This window comes from Actinomadura vinacea (assembly GCF_039532545.1).
In the GTDB taxonomy this organism is placed as follows: Bacteria; Actinomycetota; Actinomycetes; order Streptosporangiales; family Streptosporangiaceae; genus Spirillospora; species Spirillospora vinacea.
Genome location: NZ_BAAARW010000011.1, coordinates 392,411 through 414,773, shown reverse-complemented (window position 1 = coordinate 414,773; position 22,363 = coordinate 392,411). Strand labels below are relative to the sequence as shown.

Below are 22,363 nucleotides of genomic sequence, written 5' to 3'. Positions count from 1 at the left end.
GCTTCGCGCAGGTCGGCCACCCCTCGCCACGAACCCCCACGGATTGGTTTCAGCCGGTCGCAATCGGTGATCATAGGCCCGTACCATCTCCCCCGCCGAGGAGGACGGCTTGAGTCTGTTCCGTACCAAGACCGTCGAGGAGTCGATCCGCGACACCGAGGCCGAGGCCCCCGAGCACCGATTGCGCCGCGAGCTGTCGGCCCTCGATCTGGTGGTGTTCGGCGTCGGCGTCATCATCGGCACCGGGATCTTCGTGCTGACCGGGCAGGTCGCCAAGGACAAGGCCGGGCCGGCGGTGGCGCTCTCGTTCGTCCTCGCCGCCGTGGTGTGCGGGCTGGCGGCGCTGTGCTACGCCGAGTTCTCCTCGACCGTCCCGGTGGCGGGGTCGGCCTACACCTTCTCCTACGCCACGCTGGGCGAGCTGCCCGCCTGGATCATCGGCTGGGACCTCATCCTGGAGCTGGCGCTGGCCGCCGCCGTGGTCGCGGTCGGCTGGTCGGGGTACGCGGTGTCGCTGCTGAACACCATGGGGATCAAGATGCCGGCGACGCTGGCCCATCCGCCGGGCGAGGCGGGCGGCGTCGTCAACGTGCCCGCCATCCTGCTGGTGCTGGCGGTCACCGCGGTACTGGTGCTGGGCGTGAAGATCTCCTCCCGGGTCAACGCCGTGGTCGTGGCGATCAAGGTGTCGGTCGTCATGCTGGTGATCGTGGCCGGGCTGTTCTTCGTCAAGGCCGACAACTACACCCCGTTCATCCCGCCGGCGAAGTCCACCGCCGAGGTCGAGGGCCTCAAGGCCCCGCTGATGCAGGTGCTGTTCGGCATCAGCCCGGTCAGCTACGGCTGGTTCGGCGTCTTCGCCGCCATCGCCGTCGTGTTCTTCGCCTACATCGGCTTCGACATCGTCGCCACCGCCGCCGAGGAGGCCCGCCGGCCGCAGCGCGACCTGCCGCTCGGCCTGATCGGCTCGCTGGTGATCACCGCGGTGCTGTACGCGGCGGTGTCCCTCGTGGTCGTCGGCATGCAGAACTACTCCCAGCTCAGCGTCGAGGCGCCGCTGGCCGACGCGTTCAAGGCGGTCGGCATGCCCGCCTTCGCCACGATCATCAGCATCGGGGCGGTCGCCGGGCTCACCACCGTGGTGCTGATCCTGCTGCTGGGGCAGAGCCGGGTGTTCTTCGCGATGAGCCGGGACGGGCTGCTCCCGGACTGGCTGTCGGCGGTGCACCCGCGGTTCGGCACCCCGTACCGCTCGACGATCCTGATGGGAGTGCTCGCGGCGGCGATGGCCGGGTTCATCCCGCTGGCCGCGCTGGCCGAGCTGGTCAACATCGGCACGCTGTTCGCGTTCCTGGTGGTGTCGATCGCGGTGGTGGTACTGCGCCGCACCCGTCCCGAACTGCACCGCGCCTTCCGCGCCCCGCTGGTGCCGCTGGTCCCGGCGCTGTCGGTGCTGGCCTGCCTGTTCGTGATGCTCAATCTGCCGCTGGAGACCTGGCTGCGGTTCCTGGCGTGGATGGTCATCGGCTTCCTGATCTACTTCGCGTACAGCCGCCGGCACAGCCATCTCGGCGCCGTCCACGCCGAACGGACCGGCTGACCGATGCGCCCGGACGGACCTCGGCCGGCCTCAGGAGCTGCGGATTCACACCCATTTCCGGGGTCGGCGTACCGTCCGCGCCGCCGGATGGGCACAATGGCGCGCATGGCAGCTCCCCTGCGCGTCGCAGTGATCGGCTCCGGGCCCGCGGGCCTGTACGCCGCCGAGGCCCTGGTCAAGCAGACCGACGGGGACGTCCGGGTGGACGTCTTCGACCGGCTGCCGACGCCGTACGGCCTGGTCAGATACGGTGTCGCTCCGGACCACAAGTCGATCAAGTCGATCGCCCGGTACCTGCAGAAGGTGCTGGAGAACCCTGCCGTCCGCTTCTTCGGCTGCGTGGAGCTGGGCCGCGACCTGACCCGCGCCGACCTGCTCGACTGCTACGACGCCGTGCTGTACTCCACCGGCGCCATGGTCGACCGGCACCTGGGCATCCCGGGCGAGGGGCTGCCGGGGAGCATCGCCGCCACCGACTTCGTCAACTGGTACTGCGGTCACCCGGACGCCGCCGACCACGTCTTCGACCTGACCGCCGAGGAGGTCGCGGTCATCGGGGTCGGCAACGTGGCCGTGGACGTGGTCCGGATCCTGGCCAAGACCGTCGACGAGTTGCGCGAGACCGACATTCCCGTGCATGTGCTGGAGGCGCTGGCCGCCAGCCGGGTCCGGCGCGTCCACATGATCGGTCGGCGCGGCCCGGCGCAGGCCAAGTTCACCACCAAGGAGCTGCGCGAGCTGGGCGAGCTGCCCGGCGTCGAGGTCCATGTGCGGCCCGACGACATGAAGCTGGACCCGGCCAGCGCGGAACTGGCCGAGTCCGACCGGCACGTGCGCGGCAACGTCAAGGTCCTCAACGGCTGGACCGGCGAGCCCGCGGGCACCGCCCCGCGCCGCATCGACGTGCGGTTCTGGCGGGCGCCGGTGGAGATCCTCGGCACCGAGCAGGTCGAGGGGCTGCGCGTGGAGCGGACCACGCTGGACGAGTCGGGCCGCGTCACCGGAACCGGCGAGTTCGAGACGCTGCCGGTCGGCCTGGTGCTGCGGTCGGTCGGCTACCAGAGCGTGCCGCTCGACGGCGTCCCGTTCGACGAGCGCGCCTACGTCGTCCCGAACGAGGGCGGCCGGATCACCGGCCCGGACGGTGCGCGGATCCCGCGCGAGTACGTGGCGGGCTGGATCAAGCGCGGGCCCACCGGGGTGGTCGGCACCAACAAGTCCGACGCCGCCGAGACCGTCCGCAACCTGCTGGAGGACGCCGACCCGGACGGTCCCCGGCCCGGCCGCTCGATCGAGGAGCTGCTGGAGTCGCGCGGGCTGCGCGTGGTCACCTACGCCGACTGGCTCAACCTCGACACGGCCGAGACCGAGCTGGCCCGCTCGCTCGGCCGCGGCGAACGGGTGAAGCTGGCCCGCTGGGAGGCCATGCGCTCGGCCTGCCACCCGGGCTGAGCGGTGCAGGCAGCCGTGGGCCGAGCGGTACGGCGCGGCCCGCCGCCGGTCCGCGTCGGTCCACGCGTCCGCCACCGGACCGGCTGTGTCCCTGGACGTCCCCGCCCGCGAACCAGGGCGTGTCTTATGGGTCTTGTCCGTCGAGTCGCGCGACAGAACGTAGATCCGTTAGACACGCCCTAGTGACGCAGACCTGACCGGAGCGCTACGGTGCGCGTGTGACCGGCGGTCCAGAGCTGTACGGATTCCCTCCTCCTGACAGGCTGCCCGATCTGCGGTGGCTCGGCCCCGACTACGTGTCCGTGCTCGTGTACGACCTGACCCGGGGCCTGATGCGCCAGGATCCGGGAACCCGCGTGATGGGCGTGCGCTGCGAGGGCGAGCCCGAGCTGCGGCCGACGGTCGACCCGTCCGGGGTCATCCGCGCGCACGACGCCGGCTTCCCGCTGCAGGTCTTCGTCCAGGACGGCGCAGGACGGCCCTGGCGATTGCGCGGCCGGTGGACCTACTCCGGCCGCGATCTGGGCACCGCCGCGGCCTCCATCACCCACCACTGGCGGCTGATCTCGGCGGACGGCGTCTGACCAGGGCCGCGTCCCGGGCCGTGCCCGATCAGGGCCGGTTCTTCTCGGCGTTGAGCTCCTCGCGCATGGCGTCGTTCACGGCGCCGCCCGGGCCCTCCTCCGGCGCCTGCGTCAGCAGCGGCAACAGCCACGACGTCAGCAGACCGGCCGCCCGGTCGAAATTGCCGTCCTTCTTGTTGTTGGCGTTGCCGTTGGCGTTGCCGTTGGCGTTGTCCCTGCCGTCGCCGTTGGCGTTGTCGGCGCGGTTGCCGTCGTCGTTGCGGTTGCCCTTGGAGATGACCTTGTTCTTGAGCTTGTTGCTGAGGTCGCTCAGGCCCCACAGGTCGCGGCCGCCGTCGGTCTGGCTGATCGAGACCGACGAGCCGCGCCGGATCCGGAGCACGCTCATCCCCGGCCCGGGCTTGAGCCGGACGCCGTGCAGCTCGAAGCGGACCTGCTCCCCGGCGATCTCCACCAGCGACCGGACCTTCTCGGTGCCGCCCCAGGTGATGGTCGAGTCCTCGCCCTCGAGGAAGGTGTCGTACATGACCGGCGGGAGCGCGGAGACCCTGCCGTGCCGCTTGGTCACGGTGTAGGTGCAGTTGGGCTGCAGGGTGATGGTGCCCCCGGCCTGGACGGCGCGGGCCAGCGCGTGCTCGTCCCCCTTGCCGTCCCGGCAGGGCACCGGACCGGCCTGGGCGGCCGGCGCCTGGGCGGCCGCCGGCTGCTGGGCCGGGGCCTGGACGGGCACCGACGACTGGTCCCGGATCTCGGTCGGCCCGTTCAGCTGAGTGCCCTCGGGCGCGTTCGCGGGCTTGTCCGCGGGCTTGTTCGCGGGCTTGTTCGCGGGCTTGTTCGCGGGCTTGTTCGCGGGCTTGTCATCGGAGTCCGCGAGCTCGTTCGCGATCTCCTTGCCGACGTCGTCGTCGGGCTCGTTCTCGAGCGTGTTGGCGGAGCCCTTGGCCGACTTGTCGGCGGGCGCCGCCTTCGGCGCCACCGGTGCCGGCGTCGGCGCCGCTGCCGCCGCCGTGGCGGGCAGCGCGGTCAGCGCGGTCAGCGCGGCCAGTATCGCCGCGGGCACCGCCGCCCGCCAGGCCGTCGCGTCTCCGCGCGCGAATGCGTTTCCGTGTCGCATGTTCTTCGTCCCCCGTCATACCGAAGAGTTGATCACTACGGTCAACTACACACAGTTACCAGAAGGCCACTACTTGAAACCGAATGGGACGCGGGTCATCCGAATGCCAACTTCACGTCTGGTGAGATTGAACAACGGATGGTGTTCAATCTCGCACGGAGGGTAATTGTCGCCTGGAAGCGCAGCGGGTCGCCGCCGAAGTCGTGATCGGACGCCGGCCCGTGACCAATCGGGGCCGCGGCGGGCAGAGATCACCACCGCGGCGAGAAAAAGGGAAAAACAGACATGAACAACCTGCAACGCCTCGCGATCGTCGGTTTCGCCGCCGCCGGCATGACCATGTTCGGGGCGGCCGCCATGGCCGACACCTACCACTCCCGCGAGGCGCAGTTCGCCGGCCCGAAGGGCGCCGCGTCGTTCGGTGTCACCTCCTTCGCCAGCAACGGCCACCACCACGAGCAGGGCCACGAGCAGGGCAAGGAGGGGAACAACCAGCGCCGCAGCGGCGATGAGGGCAAGGACAACAAGGGCGACAACGGCCACCAGAAGAACGGCGGCAAGGCCATCTACAAGAAGTTCGGAGCCGTCGCCGACAAGCACGGCGCCGCGTCCTGGAACCTCTTCAGCTACGCCGACTGACGCACCCGGATCGGGACGCGTTCCCGGCTCCAGGCCCCGCCCGCACCCGCGGGCGGGGCCGTTCCCGGCTCCGGATTCTTGAAGGGAATTCGATGAACAACCGCTCCGCGCGTCGCATGGCTCTGCCAAGCCTCGCCGCGTTCGGCCTCATCGCGGGCACGCCCACGATGACGTGGGCCGAGAACTCCGCCCCCGCCGCAGCGCACTCCTCGACCGAGGCGGTCGCGCGGCCCGCCGGGGCGGCACTGCACGTCCGCGACGTGAGCGTCGGCCGCGACGGGCGCACGTACTACACCGACTCCTACTACCTCGCGACCGCGCGCGGGGCCACCGTCCAGCAGACGCAGAGCGTCGCCGACCCGGCGGCGCCCGGGCAGCCTGCGGCCGGCGGATCAGGTCAGGCCGGAGCGAAGACCGCCCCGGGCCAGAAGCCCGACGCGGCCGGCCCGACGAGCGGGCAGCAAGCCCAGGCCGCGCCGGCCAAGCCCGCCGCTTCCGGCACGCCGGCCGGGCAGGCCGCACCCGCCCGGCAGGGCGCACCGGCAGGCAAGGGCGCGGCTCGCCCGGCGAGGGGGCACGCCGCGCCGAGCAAGCCCGTCAAGCGCCGCGTGCACAAGAAGACGCGCCGCGGGCCGGTCAAGCACGTGGGACGACGGGACTGGATGCGCATGCCGGCCGAGCCCGCGATGCCTCCGGAGCCGCGGATGCCCGCCCCGCCACCGATGCCGGCCGAGTTCCGCGGGGGCGCGTTCGGCCCCTGACCCGGCCGCCGGAGACACGGCCGGGCCGGTCGGACAGGGCCGGTCGGACTGACCCCGTCCGGACGGGCCGGCCGGACGGGGTCAGTCGGACGGTGCGGGCTCCCGGGCCTCGCTCGAGGTGGCCCGGGACACCGCCTCGATGATGTCGCGGGCCAGCTCCTGCGGGGTCAGCCCCAGATCGGCCAGGATCATGGCCCGCTTGGCGTGGTCGAGGAACTCCTGCGGGATCCCGAACGTGCGGACGGGCGTGTCCACGGCGGCGTCGCGCAGCAGCCGCGCCACCGCGTCGCCGACCGCGCCGACCCGGCCGTTGTCCTCCACCACCGCGACCATGCTGTGCTCGGCCGCGGCCGTCACCAGCGCCGGGTCGAGCGGCTTGACCCAGCGCGGGTCGACCACGGTGGCGCCGATGCCCTGGGCGGCGAGCCGCTCGCCGACCTCGACCGCCGGGGTGGCCATCGCGCCGGCCGCGACCACCAGCACCCGGGTGCCGTTGGCGCCGTCGTGCCGGGCCAGGACGTCCATGCCGCCGAGCGAGCCGACCGCCTCGATGTCGTCGGCGACCGGGCCCTTGGGGAAGCGCAGCGCGGTGGGGGCGTCGTCGACCGCGACCGCCTCGCGCAGCAGCTCGCGCACCCGCGCGCCGTCCCGCGGCACCGCGATCCGCATGCCCGGGACCAGCTGCAGGATCGACAGGTCCCACATGCCGTTGTGGCTGGGCCCGTCGTCGCCGGTGACACCGGCCCGGTCCAGGACGAACGTGACCGCCTGCCGGTGCAGCGCCACGTCCATCAGCACCTGGTCGAAGGCCCGGTTGAGGAACGTGGCGTAGATCGCCACCACCGGGTGCATGCCGCCCATCGCCAGCCCGGCCGCCGAGGTGACCGCGTGCTGCTCGGCGATGCCGACGTCGTAGATCCGGTCGGGGTAGGCGTCGGCGAACGCGGCCAGCCCCACCGGGTGCAGCATCGCCGCGGTGATCCCGACGATGTCGGGACGCTCGGCGCCGAGCTCGACCATCTCCTCGCTGAACACGTTCGTCCAGATCCGGCCCTTGGGCTTCTGCACGCCGGTCTCGCGGTCGTACGGCCCCGGCGAGTGGAACTGCTCCTCCTCGTCGTTCTCCGCGGGCGCGTAGCCGTGGCCCTTGCTGGTGATGCAGTGCACGATCACCGGGCCGCCGAAGTCGTGCGCCTTGCGCAGCGCGTGCTCGACGGCCTGCTCGTCGTGGCCGTCGATGGGCCCGACGTACTTGAGGCCGAGGTCCTCGAACATGGCCTGCGGCTGCAGGATGTCCTTGAGGCCCTTCTTGATGCCGTGCAGCGCCTCGTAGGCGACGTTGCCGACGACCGGGGCCCGCGGGACGGTCTTCTTGACCAGCTCCAGCGCGGTCTCGTAGGTGGAGGTGACGCGCAGGTCGGCCAGGTGGCTGGCCAGCCCGCCGATGGTCGGCGAGTAGGAGCGGCCGTTGTCGTTCACCACGATGATGACGCGGCGGTCCGCGCCCTCGGCGATGTTGTTGAGGGCCTCCCAGCACATCCCGCCGGTGAGCGCGCCGTCGCCGACCACGGGCACCACGACCCGGTCGCCCTCGCCGCGCAGCTCGAACGCCTTGGCCAGGCCGTCGGCGTACGACAGCGCGGTGGAGGCGTGCGAGTTCTCGATGATGTCGTGGTCGGACTCGGCCCGGCTCGGGTAGCCCGACAGGCCGCCGCGCTGCTTGAGCAGGCCGAAGTCGTGCCGGCCGGTGAGCAGCTTGTGGACGTAGGCCTGGTGTCCGGTGTCGAAAAGGATCTTGTCGCGCGGCGAGTCGAAGACCCGGTGCAGCGCGATGGTGAGCTCGACGACCCCCAGGTTGGGCCCCAGGTGACCGCCGGTCTTGGCCACGGCGTCCACGAGGAACTCCCGGATCTCCCCGGCGAGCCGCGGCACCTGCGTGGCGTCCAGTCGTTTGAGGTCCTCCGGACCCTTGATCGACTCCAGCAGAGACACGCGCGTCAACTCCTCCATCAGGGGCCCCACTGCCCCTGGTCGTCGGGCCGTTCCGAGTTTAGTCCCGCTTTGCCTTCGGCGAACCGGCGGCCGATTTCCCTCACGTTTCCCGCACAGAATCCTCACGCGCATGGAGGGGGCCCATGCGGTAGGAAGGGGGCATGGGTGTCGAAGAGATCGTGCTGCTCAATGAGGCCGGCGAAGCCGTCGGGTCGGCGCCCAAGGTGCCGAGCCACCACAGGGACACCCCCTACCACCTGGCTTTTTCATGCTTTCTGGTGGACACGGACGGCAAGGTCCTGATCACGCGGCGTGCGCTGGTCAAGCGGACCTTCCCAGGCGTGTGGACGGGCAGCTGCTGCGGCCACCCCGGCCCCGGCGAGGGGCTGCGCGCGGCGGTGCTGCGGCGGCTTCGCGACGAGCTGGGCGTCGCGGCCCGCGCGGTGGTACCGGTCCTGCCCGGCTTCCGCTACCGGGCCACCGCGGCCGACGGAACGGTGGAGAACGAGCGCTGCCCGGTCGTGCGCGCCGTCACCTCGGCCGCGGCGTCCGTCCGCCCCGACCCCAAGGAGGTCGAGGACGCGCAGTGGTGGACGTGGGAGGAATGCCTCGCGTTGGCCGAGCGCCCCGAGTCCTCCCCCTGGTTCCGGCTGCAGATCGCCGAGCTGGCCCCGCTCGGCGCGCCGCCGGACTGGCCGGACGCGGGCACCGGCGGCCTTCCGCCGGCCCTGGTTTGGTAACGGCTCGACCACGATCATCACCACCCGGCCGCCCCCGGGTAACCGCGAGATCACTTTTCTCCTGCGGCTGTTGACCCCTCCGACCGTCCGAGCAGACGCTTGTTCTTCTGGGTGACGAAGGGACGTGCGATGCGAGGACGGTGGAAGGCGTTCGCCGCCGTGGCCATCAGCGGCGTGCTGGCGCTGTCCGGCTGCGGCGGAGGCGACGACGGCGGAGGCGACACCTCCCAGGTGGAGGTGTTCTCCTGGTGGACCGGCCCGGGTGAGGCCGACGGACTGAAGGCGTTGCAGGCCGACTTCGAGAAGAAGAACCCGGGGACCAAGTTCAACAACGCGGCGATCGCCGGCGGCTCGGGCACCCAGGCGCAGGCCGTGCTGGCCAGCCGGCTGCAGAACCGCAAGCCGCCGGACTCCTTCCAGGGCCACGCCGGCGCCGAGCTGCTGGACTACATCAAGGCCGGGCAGATCGAGCCGCTCGACTCCTTCTATGAGGAGAACAACCTCAAGCAGGCCTACCCGCAGCAACTGCTGGAGCAGATCACCTACCAGGGCAAGATCTACTCGGTGCCGGTGAACATCCACCGCTCCAACGTCCTCTGGTACAACCCCAAGATCCTGGAGGACGCCGGGGTCTCCGGGCCGCCCAAGACGATCGCCGAGTTCATCACCGCGCTGAAGGCGGTCAAGGACAAGACCGGCAAGGTGCCGCTGTCGCTGGGCGCCCAGTGGACCGCCGACCACCTGCTGGAGAACGTCCTGCTGGGCGACCTGGGCACGGACGCCTACAACGCGCTGTGGAAGCCGGGCGGCGACTGGAGCACCCCCGCGGTCACCAAGGCGCTCACCGACTTCGCCGAGATCATGAAGTACACCACGGCGGAGGCGGCGTCCACCGACTGGCAGGGCGCGTCCAAGGCGGTCGTGGACGGCAAGGCCGCGTTCAACATCATGGGCGACTGGGCATACGGCTACTTCGTGAACCCCGCGCCCAACGGGCTCGGCAAGAAGCTGGACACCGACTTCAAGTACGCGCCGTCCCCGGGCACCGAGGGCACCTACATGTGGCTGTCGGACAGCTTCACCCTGCCGCGCAACGCCCCGCACCGCGGCGGCGCCCTGGCCTGGCTCAAGCAGGTCTCCAGCAAGGAGGGCCAGGACATCTTCAACCCGAAGAAGGGCTCCATCCCCGCGCGCAAGGACGCCGACAAGAGCCTCTACAAGGACTACCTCGAGTACGCCTTCAACGAATGGAACAAGCCCGGCGTCAAGCTCGCGGGCTCGTTCTGGCACGGCGTGTACGCCAACAAGAAGTGGCACACCGACATCGACCAGGCGGTCGGCCTCTTCCTGCAGAGCAAGAACGTGGGCACGCTGCAGCAGGCGCTGGTGACGGCGGCCAAGAGCAACGCGCAGTGACCCACCGGCCCGGCGGCGGCGCGGCGGTGCCGCGGTCGCCGGCCGCCGGGCCCGTCCCGCACCCGACCGATTGGAGAGCACCCGCGTGAGACGCCGGTGGACGCTGGGACGCGGCCGACGATGGCTCCCAGGACTCCTGCTGGTCTCGCCGTCGATCCTGGCGATCGGCCTGTTCGTGTACGGCCTGATCTTCTGGAACACGCGGGTCGCGGTGAGCGGCCGGCACGACGAGGTCACCCCGTACGGGTTCGACAAGGGCAAGAACTTCGTCGACCTGTGGGACGACCCGAGCTGGCCGCCCGCCGTCCGCCACGCTCTCCTGTTCACCGTGGTCTTCGTGGGCGGCGCGCTCCTGCTGGGCGCCTTCCTGGCGTTCCTCATGGAGAAGGGGATCCAGTGGGAGGCCGGGTTCCGCGCCGTCTACCTGTTCCCGATGGCGATCTCGTTCATCGCCAGCGGGGTGGTGTGGCGGTGGCTGATGAACCCCGCGCCGCCCGAACGCGCGGTCGGTCTCAACCAGCTCTTCAACAAGACCGGGCTGGACGCGCTGGCCAACAACTGGTGGCAGAACCCCGACTGGGGAATGGCGGCCATGGCACTCCCCGCGATCTGGCAGATGTCGGGATATGTCATGGCGCTCTATCTCGCCGGCTTCCGCGCCGTCCCGGACGATCTGCGCGAGGCCGCCCGGGTCGACGGCGCCTCCGAGTGGAAGGTCTACCGGTACGTGGTCTTTCCGCAGCTGCGCCCGGTGACGCTCTCCGCGCTGATCATTCTCGGCCATATCTCGCTGAAGGTGTTCGACCTGATCATGGCGATCGCGGGCAAGCAGATCATCACGTACGTGCCGGCCATCGCCACGTACGTGGAGGTGTTCGACTCGCACGACCCGGCCAACGGCGCCACCATCGCCACCTACCTGCTGCTCGCGGTGGCGGTGCTGGTGATCCCCTACCTGGTCTGGTCCGTCCGGGCGGAGCGCACCCGATGAGCGGCGGGGCCGTCAAGGAGGAAGGGCTGCGGGACCGCCCCCGGGGAGGGCCCGCCGTGAGCACGGCGAAGGCGCCCCGGGCCCGGCCCCCGCGGCTGCGCGACCCGCGCACGATGCGGATCATCCGGTTCGCCATCCTGATGGCGTTCCTGCTGGTCTTCCTGATGCCGGTGTACGTCCTCCTCGTCACCAGCTTCAAGCCGCTCCAGGAGGCCGATCCGAGCACCGCCTGGAACCTGCCGAGGGATTGGAGCACGCAGGGCTGGTCGTCGGCCTGGGAGACGCTGCGGCCGGGCCTGGAGAACAGCGTCAAGATCGCGGTCTCGGCGTCGCTGATCTCGGCCGTGCTGGGCTCGCTGAACGGCTACGTGCTGTCGAAATGGCGCTTCCCCGGCGCGGACGCGGTGTTCACGCTGTTCCTCTTCGGCATGTTCATCCCCTACCAGGCGGTGATGATCCCGCTGGCCGGGATGCTCACCGACATCGAACTGGTCGGCACCATTCGCGGGCTCGTCCTCACGCACGTGGTGTACGGCATCCCGATCTGCACGCTGATCTTCCGGAACTACTACGTCACGATCCCGGACGAGCTGATCGAGGCCGCCCGGGTGGACGGCGCCGGAATGCTGCGCACCTATTGGTCGATCGTCCTGCCGGTGTCCGGCCCGGCGTTCGCGGTGACGCTGATCTGGCAGTTCACCTCGGCGTGGAACGACTTCCTTTTCGCGGTCTTCCTCGGCGCGCCCGACAGCTGGCCGGTGACGGTGCTGCTCAACAACACCGCCGGTTCCGGGGCGGTGGCCGTCCAGTACAACCAGCAGATGGCCTCGGCGCTTCTGGCGTCGCTGCCCACCCTGCTGGTCTATCTCCTGCTCGGCCGCTTTTTCATGCGCGGGCTGATGGCAGGCGCCCTCAAGGGCTGATCAGCAGGAAAGGCGAAATTCACGTCAACCCCAGCGGCCACATAAGCGTCGTATAAAGGCCAGTGACAATGAACCCCGCCTGACCATAGGGAATGTCATGACCTTCAGACGACTGGCCGCGGTCGGCGCCGCCGGCGCCATCGGCCTGGGAGCTCTCGCCCTGACCGCAGGCCCCGCGTACGCGGCCCCAGAGCTCACGGTCACCCCCGAGGCGTTCAAGCCAGGCGACAGTCTCACGCTCAAAGTGACCGAGTGCGAAGAGGCCCCGAAGCCGGAGGGCGCGAATACCCTGTTCGCCGCGACGCCCATCTGGGTCGGAGGGGCCAGCGAAGGTTGGAAATCCACCACCGCGACCAAGAAGAACCTGACGCCCGGTACGAAGTACACCGCCAAGTTCACCTGCCCCTTCGACGGCGGCACGAGCAACCTCACTGTGTCGACGACGCCTCAGAAGGACGACGACAAGCCTCCCGTGCCGCCGAAGTTCGACTTCGGGTACGACGACGTGAAGCTGTCGACGCGCCGCGTCGTCCCCGGCGGCAAGACCACGTTCACGGTCACCTGCCCCGCGGCCGTCAGCATCACCAGCAACGGCTACACCAAGAACCCGCTGCCGGTGAAGAAGACCGGCAAGAACACCTGGACCGCGACGGGAACGCTCAAGTCGTCGCTGCCCGACCCCACGCTCGCCACCGTGACCTGCAAGGGCCACGGCTCGGTCAAGTACTCCACCAGCCCGGAGAAGGGCGACCTGACCCCGAAGAAGCCGTCGGGCAAGATCCCGAGCGGGCGGATCGACACCGGTGACGGCAGCACCGTGACCGGCGGCGACGGATCGGCCGTCCTGCTGGCGGGCGGCGGCGCCGTACTGGCGGCCGCGGGGCTGGGCATCGCGTCGCTGCGCCGCCGGACCGGGCAGGAGCGTTCCTGAGTTGCCCGAGCGCACGGCCACGCCCGCCGGCCGCCGCGTACTGGCCGCGGCGGCCGGCGTGCTGCTCTCCGGTCTTCTGCTGACCGCCTGCGGTGGCGGCGACGACGGCGTCGCGCCCCCGTCCTCGCCCGCGGCGGCCGGCTCCCCCTCGCCCTCCGCCGCGCGCACGGCGACCCGGGACGCGGCGCCGATGAGCGAGTCGCTGCCGGAGACGATCAAGATCGGCAAGATCGGCGTGTCGGCGCCGGTGTCCCAGATCGGGCTGCGGCCGGACGGGCGGATCGAGGAGCCGCCGCTGAGCCGTCCCAACCTGACCGGCTGGTACAAGGAGGGCGTCACGCCCGGCGAGGCCGGTCCGGCGGTGATCCTGGGCCATGTGGACGCCAACAAGAAGGCGGCCGTCTTCTACCGGCTCAAGGAGCTGAAGCCGGGCGACCTCATCCAGGTGGTTCGGCAGGACGGTTCCACCGCGACCTTCGCGGTGCAGCGCCTGCAGAGCGTCGACAAGAACGCCTTCCCGCACCAGAAGGTGTTCGGCGAGGAGATCGACTACTCCTCGCTGCGCCTGGTCACCTGCGGTGGCGCGTTCGACACCAGCACCGGCCACTACAAGAACAACCTGATCACCTATGCCAAGCTGGTCGAGGCGGCCTGACCTGCGGACGAGCCCGATACCGGGCCGCCGCGCCCCGCGGATCCGGCGCCGTTCCCCCTCCCCCATCCGGAGGGGGAACGGTTCCCGCCCGGCACGCCCGGGTTGCCGATCACGACAAATCGGGGAAAATCACTTTCTGTACCCGTTCACCGGCCCGGTCGAGCAGATCCGTCCGAAGCGGCAACGGGAACCTGTCCAGCACGAGAAGGAGACCCCGTGCAGGCGATCAGCATTCAGCAGCCGTGGGCGTTCGCCATCGCCCGTGGTGGCAGGGCGATCTCCAACCAGGCAGTGCCGACCGCCTACCGCGGCCCGCTCATCATCCACGCGTCCATGCGCGTCGACCTCAAGGCCTGCGACTCGCCGCTGGTCCGCGCCGCAGGCTGGGACCCGCGCGACCCGCTGGCCACCATCGGCGCCGCCATCGCCATGGCCGAGCTCGACGACGTCTGCTCCGCCGGTGCGCAGGGCGGCCCGTGCGACTGCGGCCCGTGGGCCGAGGCGGGGGCCCACCACTGGCAGCTGACCTCCGTGCGCGCCCTGCCCCGCCCGATCGTCGCCCTGGGCCGTCCAAGCCTGTGGGAACCCAGCCCCACCCTCATGGCCAAGGTCCAGACCATGCTCGCCCCCACATCTTCCAACCCCGCCTCCTGACCGCACTGGAGTGGCTACTCTGAGAGATCACGGCGCCCGGGGGTAACGTGGTCCCAACGTTGATCCGTCACGCCACCGATGGGAGCGGGCCATGAGCATTGCGCTGACGCATAACCATGGCGGATTCGGCCCGTACACGATCGAGGACCTGCACGCCCGAGAGGACGACGGCAAGGGCCTGGAGCTTGAGGATGGGTGGCTGATCGAGTTGTCTCCGAGCGCACCGCACAACTGGGCGGCGGAGAGGCTGCGCAAGTATCTCGAGGCCGCCGCCGAAGATGCCGGCGCGAAGGTCTTTGTCGCGGGCGGCGGCGACTGGGAGATCAGCACCCCTGCGGGCGTCCGCAAACCGGATGTCTTCATGGTGCCGATCGACGTGGCGCGCGCGGCGATCGTGGATCGCAGCCCGATCACGATCCCGGGAAGTGAACTCCTGCTGGTGGTGGAGGTCATCTCGCCGGGCAGCGGCAGCGAACGCAGCGACCGTGTGCGCAAGCTCCAGGAGTACGCGGGCGTCCGCATCCCCCAGTACTGGCTGGCTGAGTTCACGCCCCGACCCAAGATCCAGGTCCTGGTTTTGGACGACGGCGCGGGCACCTACCGTTCCCATGGGGTGATCTCGGAGGGTGCGCTGCTGGAGGCCGTCATCGAGGCGGACGAATCGATCAACGTTCGCTTCGACCCTTGCATCATGACCGAGTTCTGACGGGCGGCTGTCCCGCCTCAAGCCGTAGCGCCCTCGCGCAGACGGGCGAACTCCTCGGCCAGCTTGTCCAGGGGCCATGAGGCGTTGAGGCCACTGGGGTTCGGTAGTACCCAGAGGCGGGCGGGGCCGAAACTCTCGTCCTGCGGGCCGATCCGCGTGCGGGGCGCGTGGAACGCGGTGCGGTACGCGGTGACTCCGGCCACGGCCAGGCAGGAGGGGTGATGGCGGTCGACCAGGGCGCGCAAACGGCGGCCGCCCTCGCGCAGTTCCTCGTCGGTCAGCTCGTCGGCGCGAGCCGTGGTCCGGTGCGCGAGGTTGGTGATGCCCAGGCCGTACGAGGGCAGGAGGTCCTGCTCGGCGGGCGCCAGCTGCCGGTCGGTGAAGCCCGAGCGGTGCAGGGCCGGCCAGAATCGGTTCCCCGGTCGGGCGAAATGGTGCCCCGTCGCACCTGAGTAGAGCCCCGGGTTGATGCCGCAGAACAGGACGCGCAGGGGCGCGCCCTCGGGAGGGAGGACGTCCGGGATGACCCGGTCTCGGGCCGCCTCCAAATCCGCCTTCGTAGGACGCATCAGAACAGGCTACGTGCGGAACGGGCCGCCCCTGCGAAGGGGCGGCCCGTCGCGGTTGTCCGTTACTTGCGCAGGAGGTTGCGCAGGACGTACTGCATGATGCCGCCGTTGCGGTAGTAGTCGGCCTCGCCCGGGGTGTCGATGCGGACGGTGGCGGTGAACTCCTTGCCGTCGGCCCTCACCGCGACCTCGTCCGGGACGCCCTCCTCGTTGAGCCTGGTGACGCCCGTGATGTCGAAGGTCTCGGTGCCGGTCAGGCCGAGGGACTCGGCGGACTCGCCCTCCTTGAACTGCAGCGGGAGGACGCCCATGCCGATGAGGTTGGAGCGGTGGATCCGCTCGTACGACTCGGCGATGACGGCGCGGACGCCCAGCAGCGCGGTGCCCTTGGCGGCCCAGTCGCGGGACGAGCCGGACCCGTACTCCTTGCCCGCGATGACGACCAGCGGGACGTCCTGGGCGGCGTAGTTCTGCGCGGCGTCGTAGATGAACGACTGGGGCGCGCCGTCCTGGGTGAAGTCGCGGGTGTAGCCGCCCTCGACGCCGTCCAGCAGCTGGTTGCGCAGCCGGATGTTGGCGAACGTGCCGCGGATCATGACCTCGTGGTTGCCGCGGCGCGAGCCGTAGGAGTTGAAGTCCTTGGCGGTGACGCCGTTGTCCTGGAGGTACTGGGCGGCGGGGGTGCCGACCTTGATGGCGCCGGCCGGGGAGATGTGGTCGGTGGTGACCGAGTCGCCCAGCTTGGCCAGCACGCGGGCGCCGGCGATGTCGGCGACCGGGGCGGGCTCCATGCCCATGCCGTCGAAGTAGGGGGCCTTGCGGACGTAGGTGGAGGCCGGGTCCCACTCGAAGGTGTCGCCGGTCGGGATCGCCAGCTCCTGCCAGCGCGCGTCGCCCTTGAACACGTCGGCGTAGTCCTGCAGGAACATCTCCTGGCCGATGGAGCTCTCGACGATCTCCTTGACCTCCTCGGCGGACGGCCAGATGTCGCGCAGGTAGACCGGCCCGTCGGCGCCGTCGGCGATGGGGTCGTTGAGGATGTCGATGTCCATCGAGCCCGCGAGCGCGTAGGCGACCACCAGCGGCGGGGAGGCCAGGTAGTTCATCTTCACGTCGGGGTTGATGCGGCCCTCGAAGTTGCGGTTGCCCGACAGGACGGAGGTGACGGCCAGGTCGGCGTCGTTGACCGCCTTGGAGATCTCCTCCTGCAGCGGGCCGGAGTTGCCGATGCAGGTGGTGCAGCCGTAGCCGACCAGGTTGTAGCCGATCTTGTCCAGGTACGGGGCGAGGCCCGAGCGCTCCAGGTAGCCGGTGACGACCTGGGAGCCGGGGGCCAGCGAGGTCTTGACCCACGGCTTGCGGGTCAGGCCCTTCTCCACCGCCTTCTTGGCCAGCAGCCCGGCGCCGACCATGACGTACGGGTTCGAGGTGTTGGTGCAGGAGGTGATCGCGGCGATGACGACCGCGCCGTGGTCGATCTCGAACGAGGTGCCGTCGGCGAGCGTCACCGGGGTGGGGGTGTTCGGCCGGGCGGAGCCGTTGGTGCCGTGCTCGCGCGGCTTGTCGCCGTTGCCGCCGTGCGAGATCGCCGGGGAGTCGGAGGCCGGGAAGGACTCGTCGGACGCCTCGTCCGTCGGCCCCAGGATGCTGCCGGCGGAGACATAGTCGCGGACGTCGCGGCGCCAGGTCTCCTTGGCCTCGGCGACCGAGATGCGGTCCTGCGGGCGCTTGGGCCCGGCGATGGACGGCACCACGGTGGACAGGTCGAGTTCGAGGTACTCGGAGAACTCCGGCTCGGCGGACGGGTCGAGCCACATGCCCTGCGCCTTGGCGTAGGCCTCGGCGAGCGCGACCTGCTCCGCGGAGCGGCCGGTGAGCCGCAGGTAGGACAGCGTCTCGCCGTCGACCGGGAAGATGGCGCAGGTGGAGCCGAACTCGGGGCTCATGTTGCCGATGGTGGCGCGGTCGGCGACCGGCAGCGCGGCCACGCCCTCGCCGTAGAACTCCACGAACTTGCCGACCACGCCGTGCTCGCGCAGCATCTCGGTGATCGTGAGCACCAGGTCGGTGGCGGTGGTGCCGGCGGGCAGCTTGCCGGTCAGCTTGAAGCCGACCACCCGCGGGATGAGCATGGAGATCGGCTGGCCCAGCATCGCGGCCTCGGCCTCGATGCCGCCGACGCCCCAGCCCAGGACGCCGATGCCGTTCTCCATGGTGGTGTGGGAGTCGGTGCCGACGCAGGTGTCGGGGTAGGCGACGCCTTCCCGGTCGAACACGACGCGGGCCAGGTGCTCGATGTTGACCTGGTGCACGATCCCGGTGCCGGGCGGGACGACCTTGAACTCGTCGAAGGCGGTCTGCCCCCAGCGCAGGAACTGGTAGCGCTCGCCGTTGCGCTCGTACTCGCGCTGGACGTTGCGCTCGAAGGCGTCGGGCGAGCCGAAGTAGTCGACGATGACGGAGTGGTCGATGACCATCTCGGCGGGCGCGAGCGGGTTGATCCGGCCCGGGTCGCCGCCCAGGTCGCGCACCGCCTCGCGCATGGTGGCCAGGTCGACCACGCAGGGCACGCCGGTGAAGTCCTGCATGATCACCCGGGCCGGGGTGAACTGGATCTCCTTGCTGGGCTGCGCCTGGGAGTCCCAGCCGGCCAGCGCGCGGATGTGGTCGGCGGTCACGTTGGCGCCGTCCTCGGTGCGCAGGAGGTTCTCCAGCAGCACCTTGAGGCTGTACGGGAGCCGGGCCGAGCCCTCGACGGCGTCCAGCCGGTAGATCTCGTACGACTTCTCGCCCACCTGCAGCGTGTCACGGCTGCCGAAGCTGTTCGCGGACACGGACTCCTCCTCCGTCACCGCCGCGCGTCCGGTCCGGGACGTGAGCGCGCGACGTTTGCGTCATGTGTCGATATACCGGCGCCCACCGGGCCGCCGTCCGTGCCGTCCGGAGTGCGGCGATCCGCGGCGGGCGGATGGTCGTCTTCCTGAATCCTGCCCTAGTGGCGGTCCTGCTCGAGACCCGGGTCCGCCTAACCTCCGCGGGACTTCTCTTGATGTCAAGCTATCTCCGATTTATCTCGATATCAAGTTACCTCTCGAAGGGCGGTCCCGCCGCCAGGACGGCCATGCAACCGCCTGGTCAAAGGCGATCCGCCGGACGTGCTGTGATACGTCGTCCGGCCGTCCCTCAGATCAACGCAGGCCGTCCGCGCCGACCGCTGGACGGGACGTGGCGGACATGCCGGATCGGAAGGGATCTGTCGGACCGTTGCCCTAGCGTCTGGCATCATGCGCATTCCCGACGAAGACACGCTGAACCTCCCCGACGGCCTGTTCGGCAACGCCCACCCGCGCCGGGGTGGGGCTTCCCCGCACGAGATCACCCTCGCCCCAGACGCCGTTGGAACGCTCCAGGAAGGCATCGACGGCGAGCGGGAGTACATCGCGTCCATCCTCGATCACGCCGAGAGCGACGCCGGGTAGGCCGAGCGAGGGCGTGCGTACCTGCGCGGCGAGGCCGACCCGCTGGGCGCCGCCGTGATCGCCCGGATCCTGCAACGCGGACCGCGGCGCGGACCCGGCGCCCTCCTCCAAGTCAGCGCGTGGATCGCCGAGCACGGGCTGCCGTTCGCCGCGTGCGCCGCCGCCGAGACTGCCGGAGTCAACACCGGATGGGGCAGGCTCGGGGCCAATTCCTATGGCTCGTACTGCGTCAGGACCGGCCACGACGGCCATGGCTGGCAGACGCACAGCGGGATCGGGATGGCGATGCGCCAGGTGCTGGCGGCGGCAAGCGAGGAGGACTACCGGAAAGCCGTGGACCGGCTGGCCGACCACCGTCGCACACCGTTCCTGCGCGCGACGGTGTCGTTCCTCGTGCCCCGCCGCGGGGACTGGGTGGACGAGTGCTGCGCCGAGCCGCCACGAGGGACCGCCGACGAGGAGAACAACGCGCGGCAGCTGCTGTGGTGCGCGGTGGGCTCCGCCGACCAGCTGGCCCGGCTGGGCCCCTGGGCGGACCTGCCGCCGCGGTCGTGTGAACCGTGGTTGCTGTGGACCGCGCTGGGCGGAGTCGGGCCGGACATCGCGCCCTTCCTCGCGCGGGCGCTGGACGGCCTCGGGGCCAAGGACCAGAGCCGGAAATGGCTGCCGGACATCCTCGGGCGGCTGCCGACGGACGAGGCATTCGAGCTGATGGCCGCGCGGCTCGACCAGAACCGCGTGATACCCGCGGCGAAGCGCATGATCGTGCGTTTTCCGGTACGCGCGGTGCGGGTGCTGGCCCGCGCCTCCAAGCGCTCGTCCGTCTCCGCGGGAATCGCTGGTGACCTGCTGGAATGGCATGCGCGGGAGCGTCCCGAACTGGTGGACGCGCTGCCGGACGACGCCCGCGCCGCCCTGGAGGAGTTCCAGCGCCTGCGGGGTCCGGAGGTGCCCGAGGAAGAGCTGCCGAAGCCGCTGGCCGCCCCTCCGTGGACGAGCGGCCGGAAGGCGTCCAAACCCGTCGTCGTGGACGGCCTGAAGGTGCCCGGTGTCCAGGAGTTGGTGTGGGCGCCCGGCGAACGCGACGAGTGGGCCGCGTGGATGCCGCGCGAGGAAGACCGATGGCTCGCGTTCGCTCGCTGGGGGTTCGACTTCCACGCCGACTGGGAGGCCTACATCAAGGAGGCCCGGGAGGCGGGCAAGGACGTCCGCCTGGCCCCGGGGCTCTTCATTCACGGGGACGAGAAACTGGTTCGGCCTCTGCTGGCGGACTGGGCCCCGAAGGACTCGTCCATGACCCAGCACTGGATGAGGCCCGTCGTGGCCAGGTTCGGGCTTGAGGTCCGCCCGCACGCACTGCACGCCGCGCAGGCGCATGTGGCCACGCGCGCGGCACTGCTGCTGCCGTACCTGGACGGCGAAGTGGCCTCGCTGATGGCGTACTGGTTGGCGGACCTGAAGTCGGCACGGGCCGTCGCGCGCGCCTGGTTCGTCCGGCACGGGGTGAACGCGGCACCGCTGCTGGCCCCGGCCGCCCTGGGCAAGCCCGGGAAGGCGCGCCGCCAGGCCGAGGCGGCCCTGCGCTTCCTAGCGTCCCGAACCGGCCCCGGCGAAACGATGGCGGCCGTCCGCGACGTCCATGGCGAGAAGGCGGCGTCGGCGGTCGAGTCGCTGCTCGCCGCCGACCCGCTGGACATCGTCCCGGCAAGGCTTCCGAAGATCGGCGACTGGGCGATGCCCGAGGCGCTCCCCCAGGTCCTGCTGCGCGGCCGGGAGCGTTCGCTGCCGCTCTCGGCGCGCGGGCACCTGCTGACCATGCTGTCGATCTCCAAGCCGGGCGAGGAGTACGCGGGCCTGGACGTGGCCCGCGAGGTGTGCGATCCGGAGTCGCTGGCCGCCTTCGCCTGGTCGGTCTTCCTGCGCTGGCGGCTGGGCGACGCGCCCGCCAAGGAGGGCTGGGCGCTGACCGCGCTGGAACTGCTCGGCGACGACGAGACCGTGCGGCGGCTCGCCCCGGTGATCCGCGCCTGGGCGCGTGCGGGCGGGCACAAGCAGGCGGTGAACGGCCTGGACGTGCTCACCGCCATCGGCACCGACACCGCCCTCATCCAGCTCAGCGGCATCGCCCAGGGGGCCAAGTCCAAGAGCCTGCGCTCGCGCGCCCAGGAGAAGATCGCGGACGTGGCCCGGGAGCGCGGTCTGACGCACGAGCAACTCGCCGACCGGCTCGTCCCGGACTTCGGCCTGGACGCCGCCGGCGGCCTCCTGCTGGACTACGGGACACGGCGCTTCCGGGTCGGCTTCGACGAGAACCTGGTGCCGTTCGTGACCGACGCTGACGGCAAGCCCCGCAAATCACTCCCCAAGCCCGGCGCGAACGACGACAAGGAACTGGCACCCACCGCATACAAGCGCTTCACCGCCTTGAAGAAGGACGTGCGCACAGCGGCATTCCAGCAGGTGCGGCGGCTGGAGGGCGCGATGCTGTCGGGACGGCGCTGGACGGCGGCCGAATTCCGCGGGTTGCTGGTGGACCACCCCTTCCTCTGGCATCTCACCCGGCGCCTGGTGTGGACGTCCGGCGGCACGACGTTCCGGGTCGCCGAGGACCGCACGTTCGCCGATCTGAACGACGACGTCTTCGTCCTGTCCGAGGACGCGGAGGTATGCATCCCGCATCCGGCGCGATGGGGTGAACCGCTGACGGCGTGGTCGGACGTCTTCGCCGATTACGCGATCGTCCAGCCGTTTCCGCAACTCGGACGGCCCGTCCACGTCCTGGCCGAGGCCGAGCGCGCCGCGGACCGGCTGGACCGATTCGAGGGCGGCCAGGTGCCCGCCGGAAGCCTGCTCGGCCTGAACTCCGGCGGCTGGGAGCGCGGTGCGCCGGAGGACAATGGCGTCTTCCGGACGTTCTCACGACCCACCTCCACCGGCGCCCATGTCGTCATCACGATCGACCCCGGCATCCCGGTCGGCCGGTCCGGGCCCGACCAGCGGGTCACCGGCGTGACGATCAGCGCCCACCCGCACGGCGCACCCGGCGGCCCCCGCTTCGGCGACCTGGACCCGGTCACGGCGTCCGAACTGCTCACCACCTTGACCGCCCTGACCGAGGCGACCTGACCGCGCGGCCCGTGGGAACCTTCTGGCCACC

19 protein-coding genes are annotated in these 22,363 nt (G+C 70.7%); 15 read left to right on the top strand and 4 right to left on the bottom strand.

Annotated elements, in window-relative coordinates; translation table 11 throughout:
* Nucleotides 1-109 precede the first annotated feature (109 nt).
* The 3 genes from ABD340_RS13595 to ABD340_RS13585 all read left to right on the top strand — a co-directional run bounded on the left by ABD340_RS13595 (nt 110) and on the right by ABD340_RS13585 (nt 3,636).
* Nucleotides 110-1,600 carry an amino acid permease gene (locus ABD340_RS13595; RefSeq protein WP_344589260.1) on the top strand — a complete coding sequence of 497 codons (1,491 nt, stop codon included), beginning with the start codon at nt 110-112 and terminating at the stop codon, nt 1,598-1,600.
* Between the two features lie 105 nt (nt 1,601-1,705).
* Nucleotides 1,706-3,052: an FAD-dependent oxidoreductase gene (locus tag ABD340_RS13590; protein ID WP_344589258.1), complete on the top strand. Its 1,347-nt coding sequence runs from the start codon at nt 1,706-1,708 to the stop codon at nt 3,050-3,052.
* Between the two features lie 218 nt (nt 3,053-3,270).
* The gene (locus tag ABD340_RS13585; protein ID WP_344589257.1) at nt 3,271-3,636 is read left to right on the top strand and encodes a hypothetical protein; all 366 of its coding nucleotides are present in this window, start codon (nt 3,271-3,273) and stop codon (nt 3,634-3,636) included.
* A gap of 28 nt (nt 3,637-3,664) precedes the next feature.
* On the opposite strand, the gene ABD340_RS13580 is transcribed toward ABD340_RS13585, so the two are convergent.
* The gene (locus tag ABD340_RS13580; protein ID WP_344589256.1) at nt 3,665-4,750 is read right to left on the bottom strand and encodes a hypothetical protein; all 1,086 of its coding nucleotides are present in this window, start codon (nt 4,748-4,750) and stop codon (nt 3,665-3,667) included.
* A 285-nt stretch (nt 4,751-5,035) separates the two neighbouring features.
* Here ABD340_RS13580 and ABD340_RS13575 point away from each other — a divergent pair, with 285 nt between their 5' ends.
* Entirely contained in the window at nt 5,036-5,389 is a 354-nt protein-coding gene (locus ABD340_RS13575; RefSeq protein WP_344589255.1) for a hypothetical protein, read from the top strand.
* A gap of 116 nt (nt 5,390-5,505) precedes the next feature.
* Nucleotides 5,506-6,150 carry a hypothetical protein gene (locus ABD340_RS13570; RefSeq protein WP_344589254.1) on the top strand — a complete coding sequence of 215 codons (645 nt, stop codon included), beginning with the start codon at nt 5,506-5,508 and terminating at the stop codon, nt 6,148-6,150.
* Between the two features lie 81 nt (nt 6,151-6,231).
* Here the strand turns inward: ABD340_RS13570 and dxs are convergent, their stop codons facing one another.
* Nucleotides 6,232-8,142: a 1-deoxy-D-xylulose-5-phosphate synthase gene (dxs, locus tag ABD340_RS13565; protein ID WP_344589253.1), complete on the bottom strand. Its 1,911-nt coding sequence runs from the start codon at nt 8,140-8,142 to the stop codon at nt 6,232-6,234.
* 161 nt (nt 8,143-8,303) lie between these two features.
* Here dxs and idi point away from each other — a divergent pair, with 161 nt between their 5' ends.
* The 8 genes from idi (at nt 8,304) to ABD340_RS13525 (ending at nt 15,158) form a co-directional block, all read left to right on the top strand.
* A complete protein-coding gene (gene idi / locus ABD340_RS13560) occupies nt 8,304-8,882 on the top strand; it encodes an isopentenyl-diphosphate Delta-isomerase (protein WP_344589251.1) in 579 nt (192 codons plus the stop codon).
* Nucleotides 8,883-9,011: 129 nt separating this feature from the next.
* A complete protein-coding gene (locus tag ABD340_RS13555; protein ID WP_344589249.1) occupies nt 9,012-10,298 on the top strand; it encodes an ABC transporter substrate-binding protein in 1,287 nt (428 codons plus the stop codon).
* Between the two features lie 85 nt (nt 10,299-10,383).
* Nucleotides 10,384-11,289, top strand: a complete 906-nt coding sequence (locus ABD340_RS13550) for a carbohydrate ABC transporter permease (protein ID WP_344589248.1) — start codon at nt 10,384-10,386, stop codon at nt 11,287-11,289.
* A gap of 113 nt (nt 11,290-11,402) precedes the next feature.
* The gene (locus ABD340_RS13545) at nt 11,403-12,212 is read left to right on the top strand and encodes a carbohydrate ABC transporter permease (protein ID WP_344589612.1); all 810 of its coding nucleotides are present in this window, start codon (nt 11,403-11,405) and stop codon (nt 12,210-12,212) included.
* A gap of 97 nt (nt 12,213-12,309) precedes the next feature.
* Nucleotides 12,310-13,143 carry a hypothetical protein gene (locus ABD340_RS13540; RefSeq protein WP_344589247.1) on the top strand — a complete coding sequence of 278 codons (834 nt, stop codon included), beginning with the start codon at nt 12,310-12,312 and terminating at the stop codon, nt 13,141-13,143.
* A 1-nt stretch (nt 13,144) separates the two neighbouring features.
* Complete coding sequence (locus ABD340_RS13535) at nt 13,145-13,798, top strand: class F sortase (protein ID WP_344589245.1); 654 nt, start codon at nt 13,145-13,147, stop codon at nt 13,796-13,798.
* Between the two features lie 216 nt (nt 13,799-14,014).
* The gene (locus tag ABD340_RS13530; RefSeq protein ID WP_344589244.1) at nt 14,015-14,452 is read left to right on the top strand and encodes an ASCH domain-containing protein; all 438 of its coding nucleotides are present in this window, start codon (nt 14,015-14,017) and stop codon (nt 14,450-14,452) included.
* A 91-nt stretch (nt 14,453-14,543) separates the two neighbouring features.
* Nucleotides 14,544-15,158: a Uma2 family endonuclease gene (locus tag ABD340_RS13525; RefSeq protein WP_344589243.1), complete on the top strand. Its 615-nt coding sequence runs from the start codon at nt 14,544-14,546 to the stop codon at nt 15,156-15,158.
* 17 nt (nt 15,159-15,175) lie between these two features.
* Here the strand turns inward: ABD340_RS13525 and mug are convergent, their stop codons facing one another.
* Nucleotides 15,176-15,727, bottom strand: coding sequence for a G/U mismatch-specific DNA glycosylase (gene mug, locus ABD340_RS13520; protein ID WP_344589242.1), 552 nt, complete (start codon nt 15,725-15,727; stop codon nt 15,176-15,178).
* 62 nt (nt 15,728-15,789) lie between these two features.
* A complete protein-coding gene (locus ABD340_RS13515) occupies nt 15,790-18,561 on the bottom strand; it encodes an aconitate hydratase (RefSeq protein WP_344589241.1) in 2,772 nt (923 codons plus the stop codon).
* 450 nt (nt 18,562-19,011) lie between these two features.
* Here ABD340_RS13515 and ABD340_RS13510 point away from each other — a divergent pair, with 450 nt between their 5' ends.
* Both ABD340_RS13510 and ABD340_RS13505 read left to right on the top strand, forming a co-directional pair.
* Nucleotides 19,012-19,206, top strand: coding sequence for a hypothetical protein (locus ABD340_RS13510; protein WP_344589240.1), 195 nt, complete (start codon nt 19,012-19,014; stop codon nt 19,204-19,206).
* Between the two features lie 54 nt (nt 19,207-19,260).
* A complete protein-coding gene (locus ABD340_RS13505; protein ID WP_344589239.1) occupies nt 19,261-22,332 on the top strand; it encodes a DUF4132 domain-containing protein in 3,072 nt (1,023 codons plus the stop codon).
* The last annotated feature ends 31 nt before the right edge of the window (nt 22,333-22,363 follow it).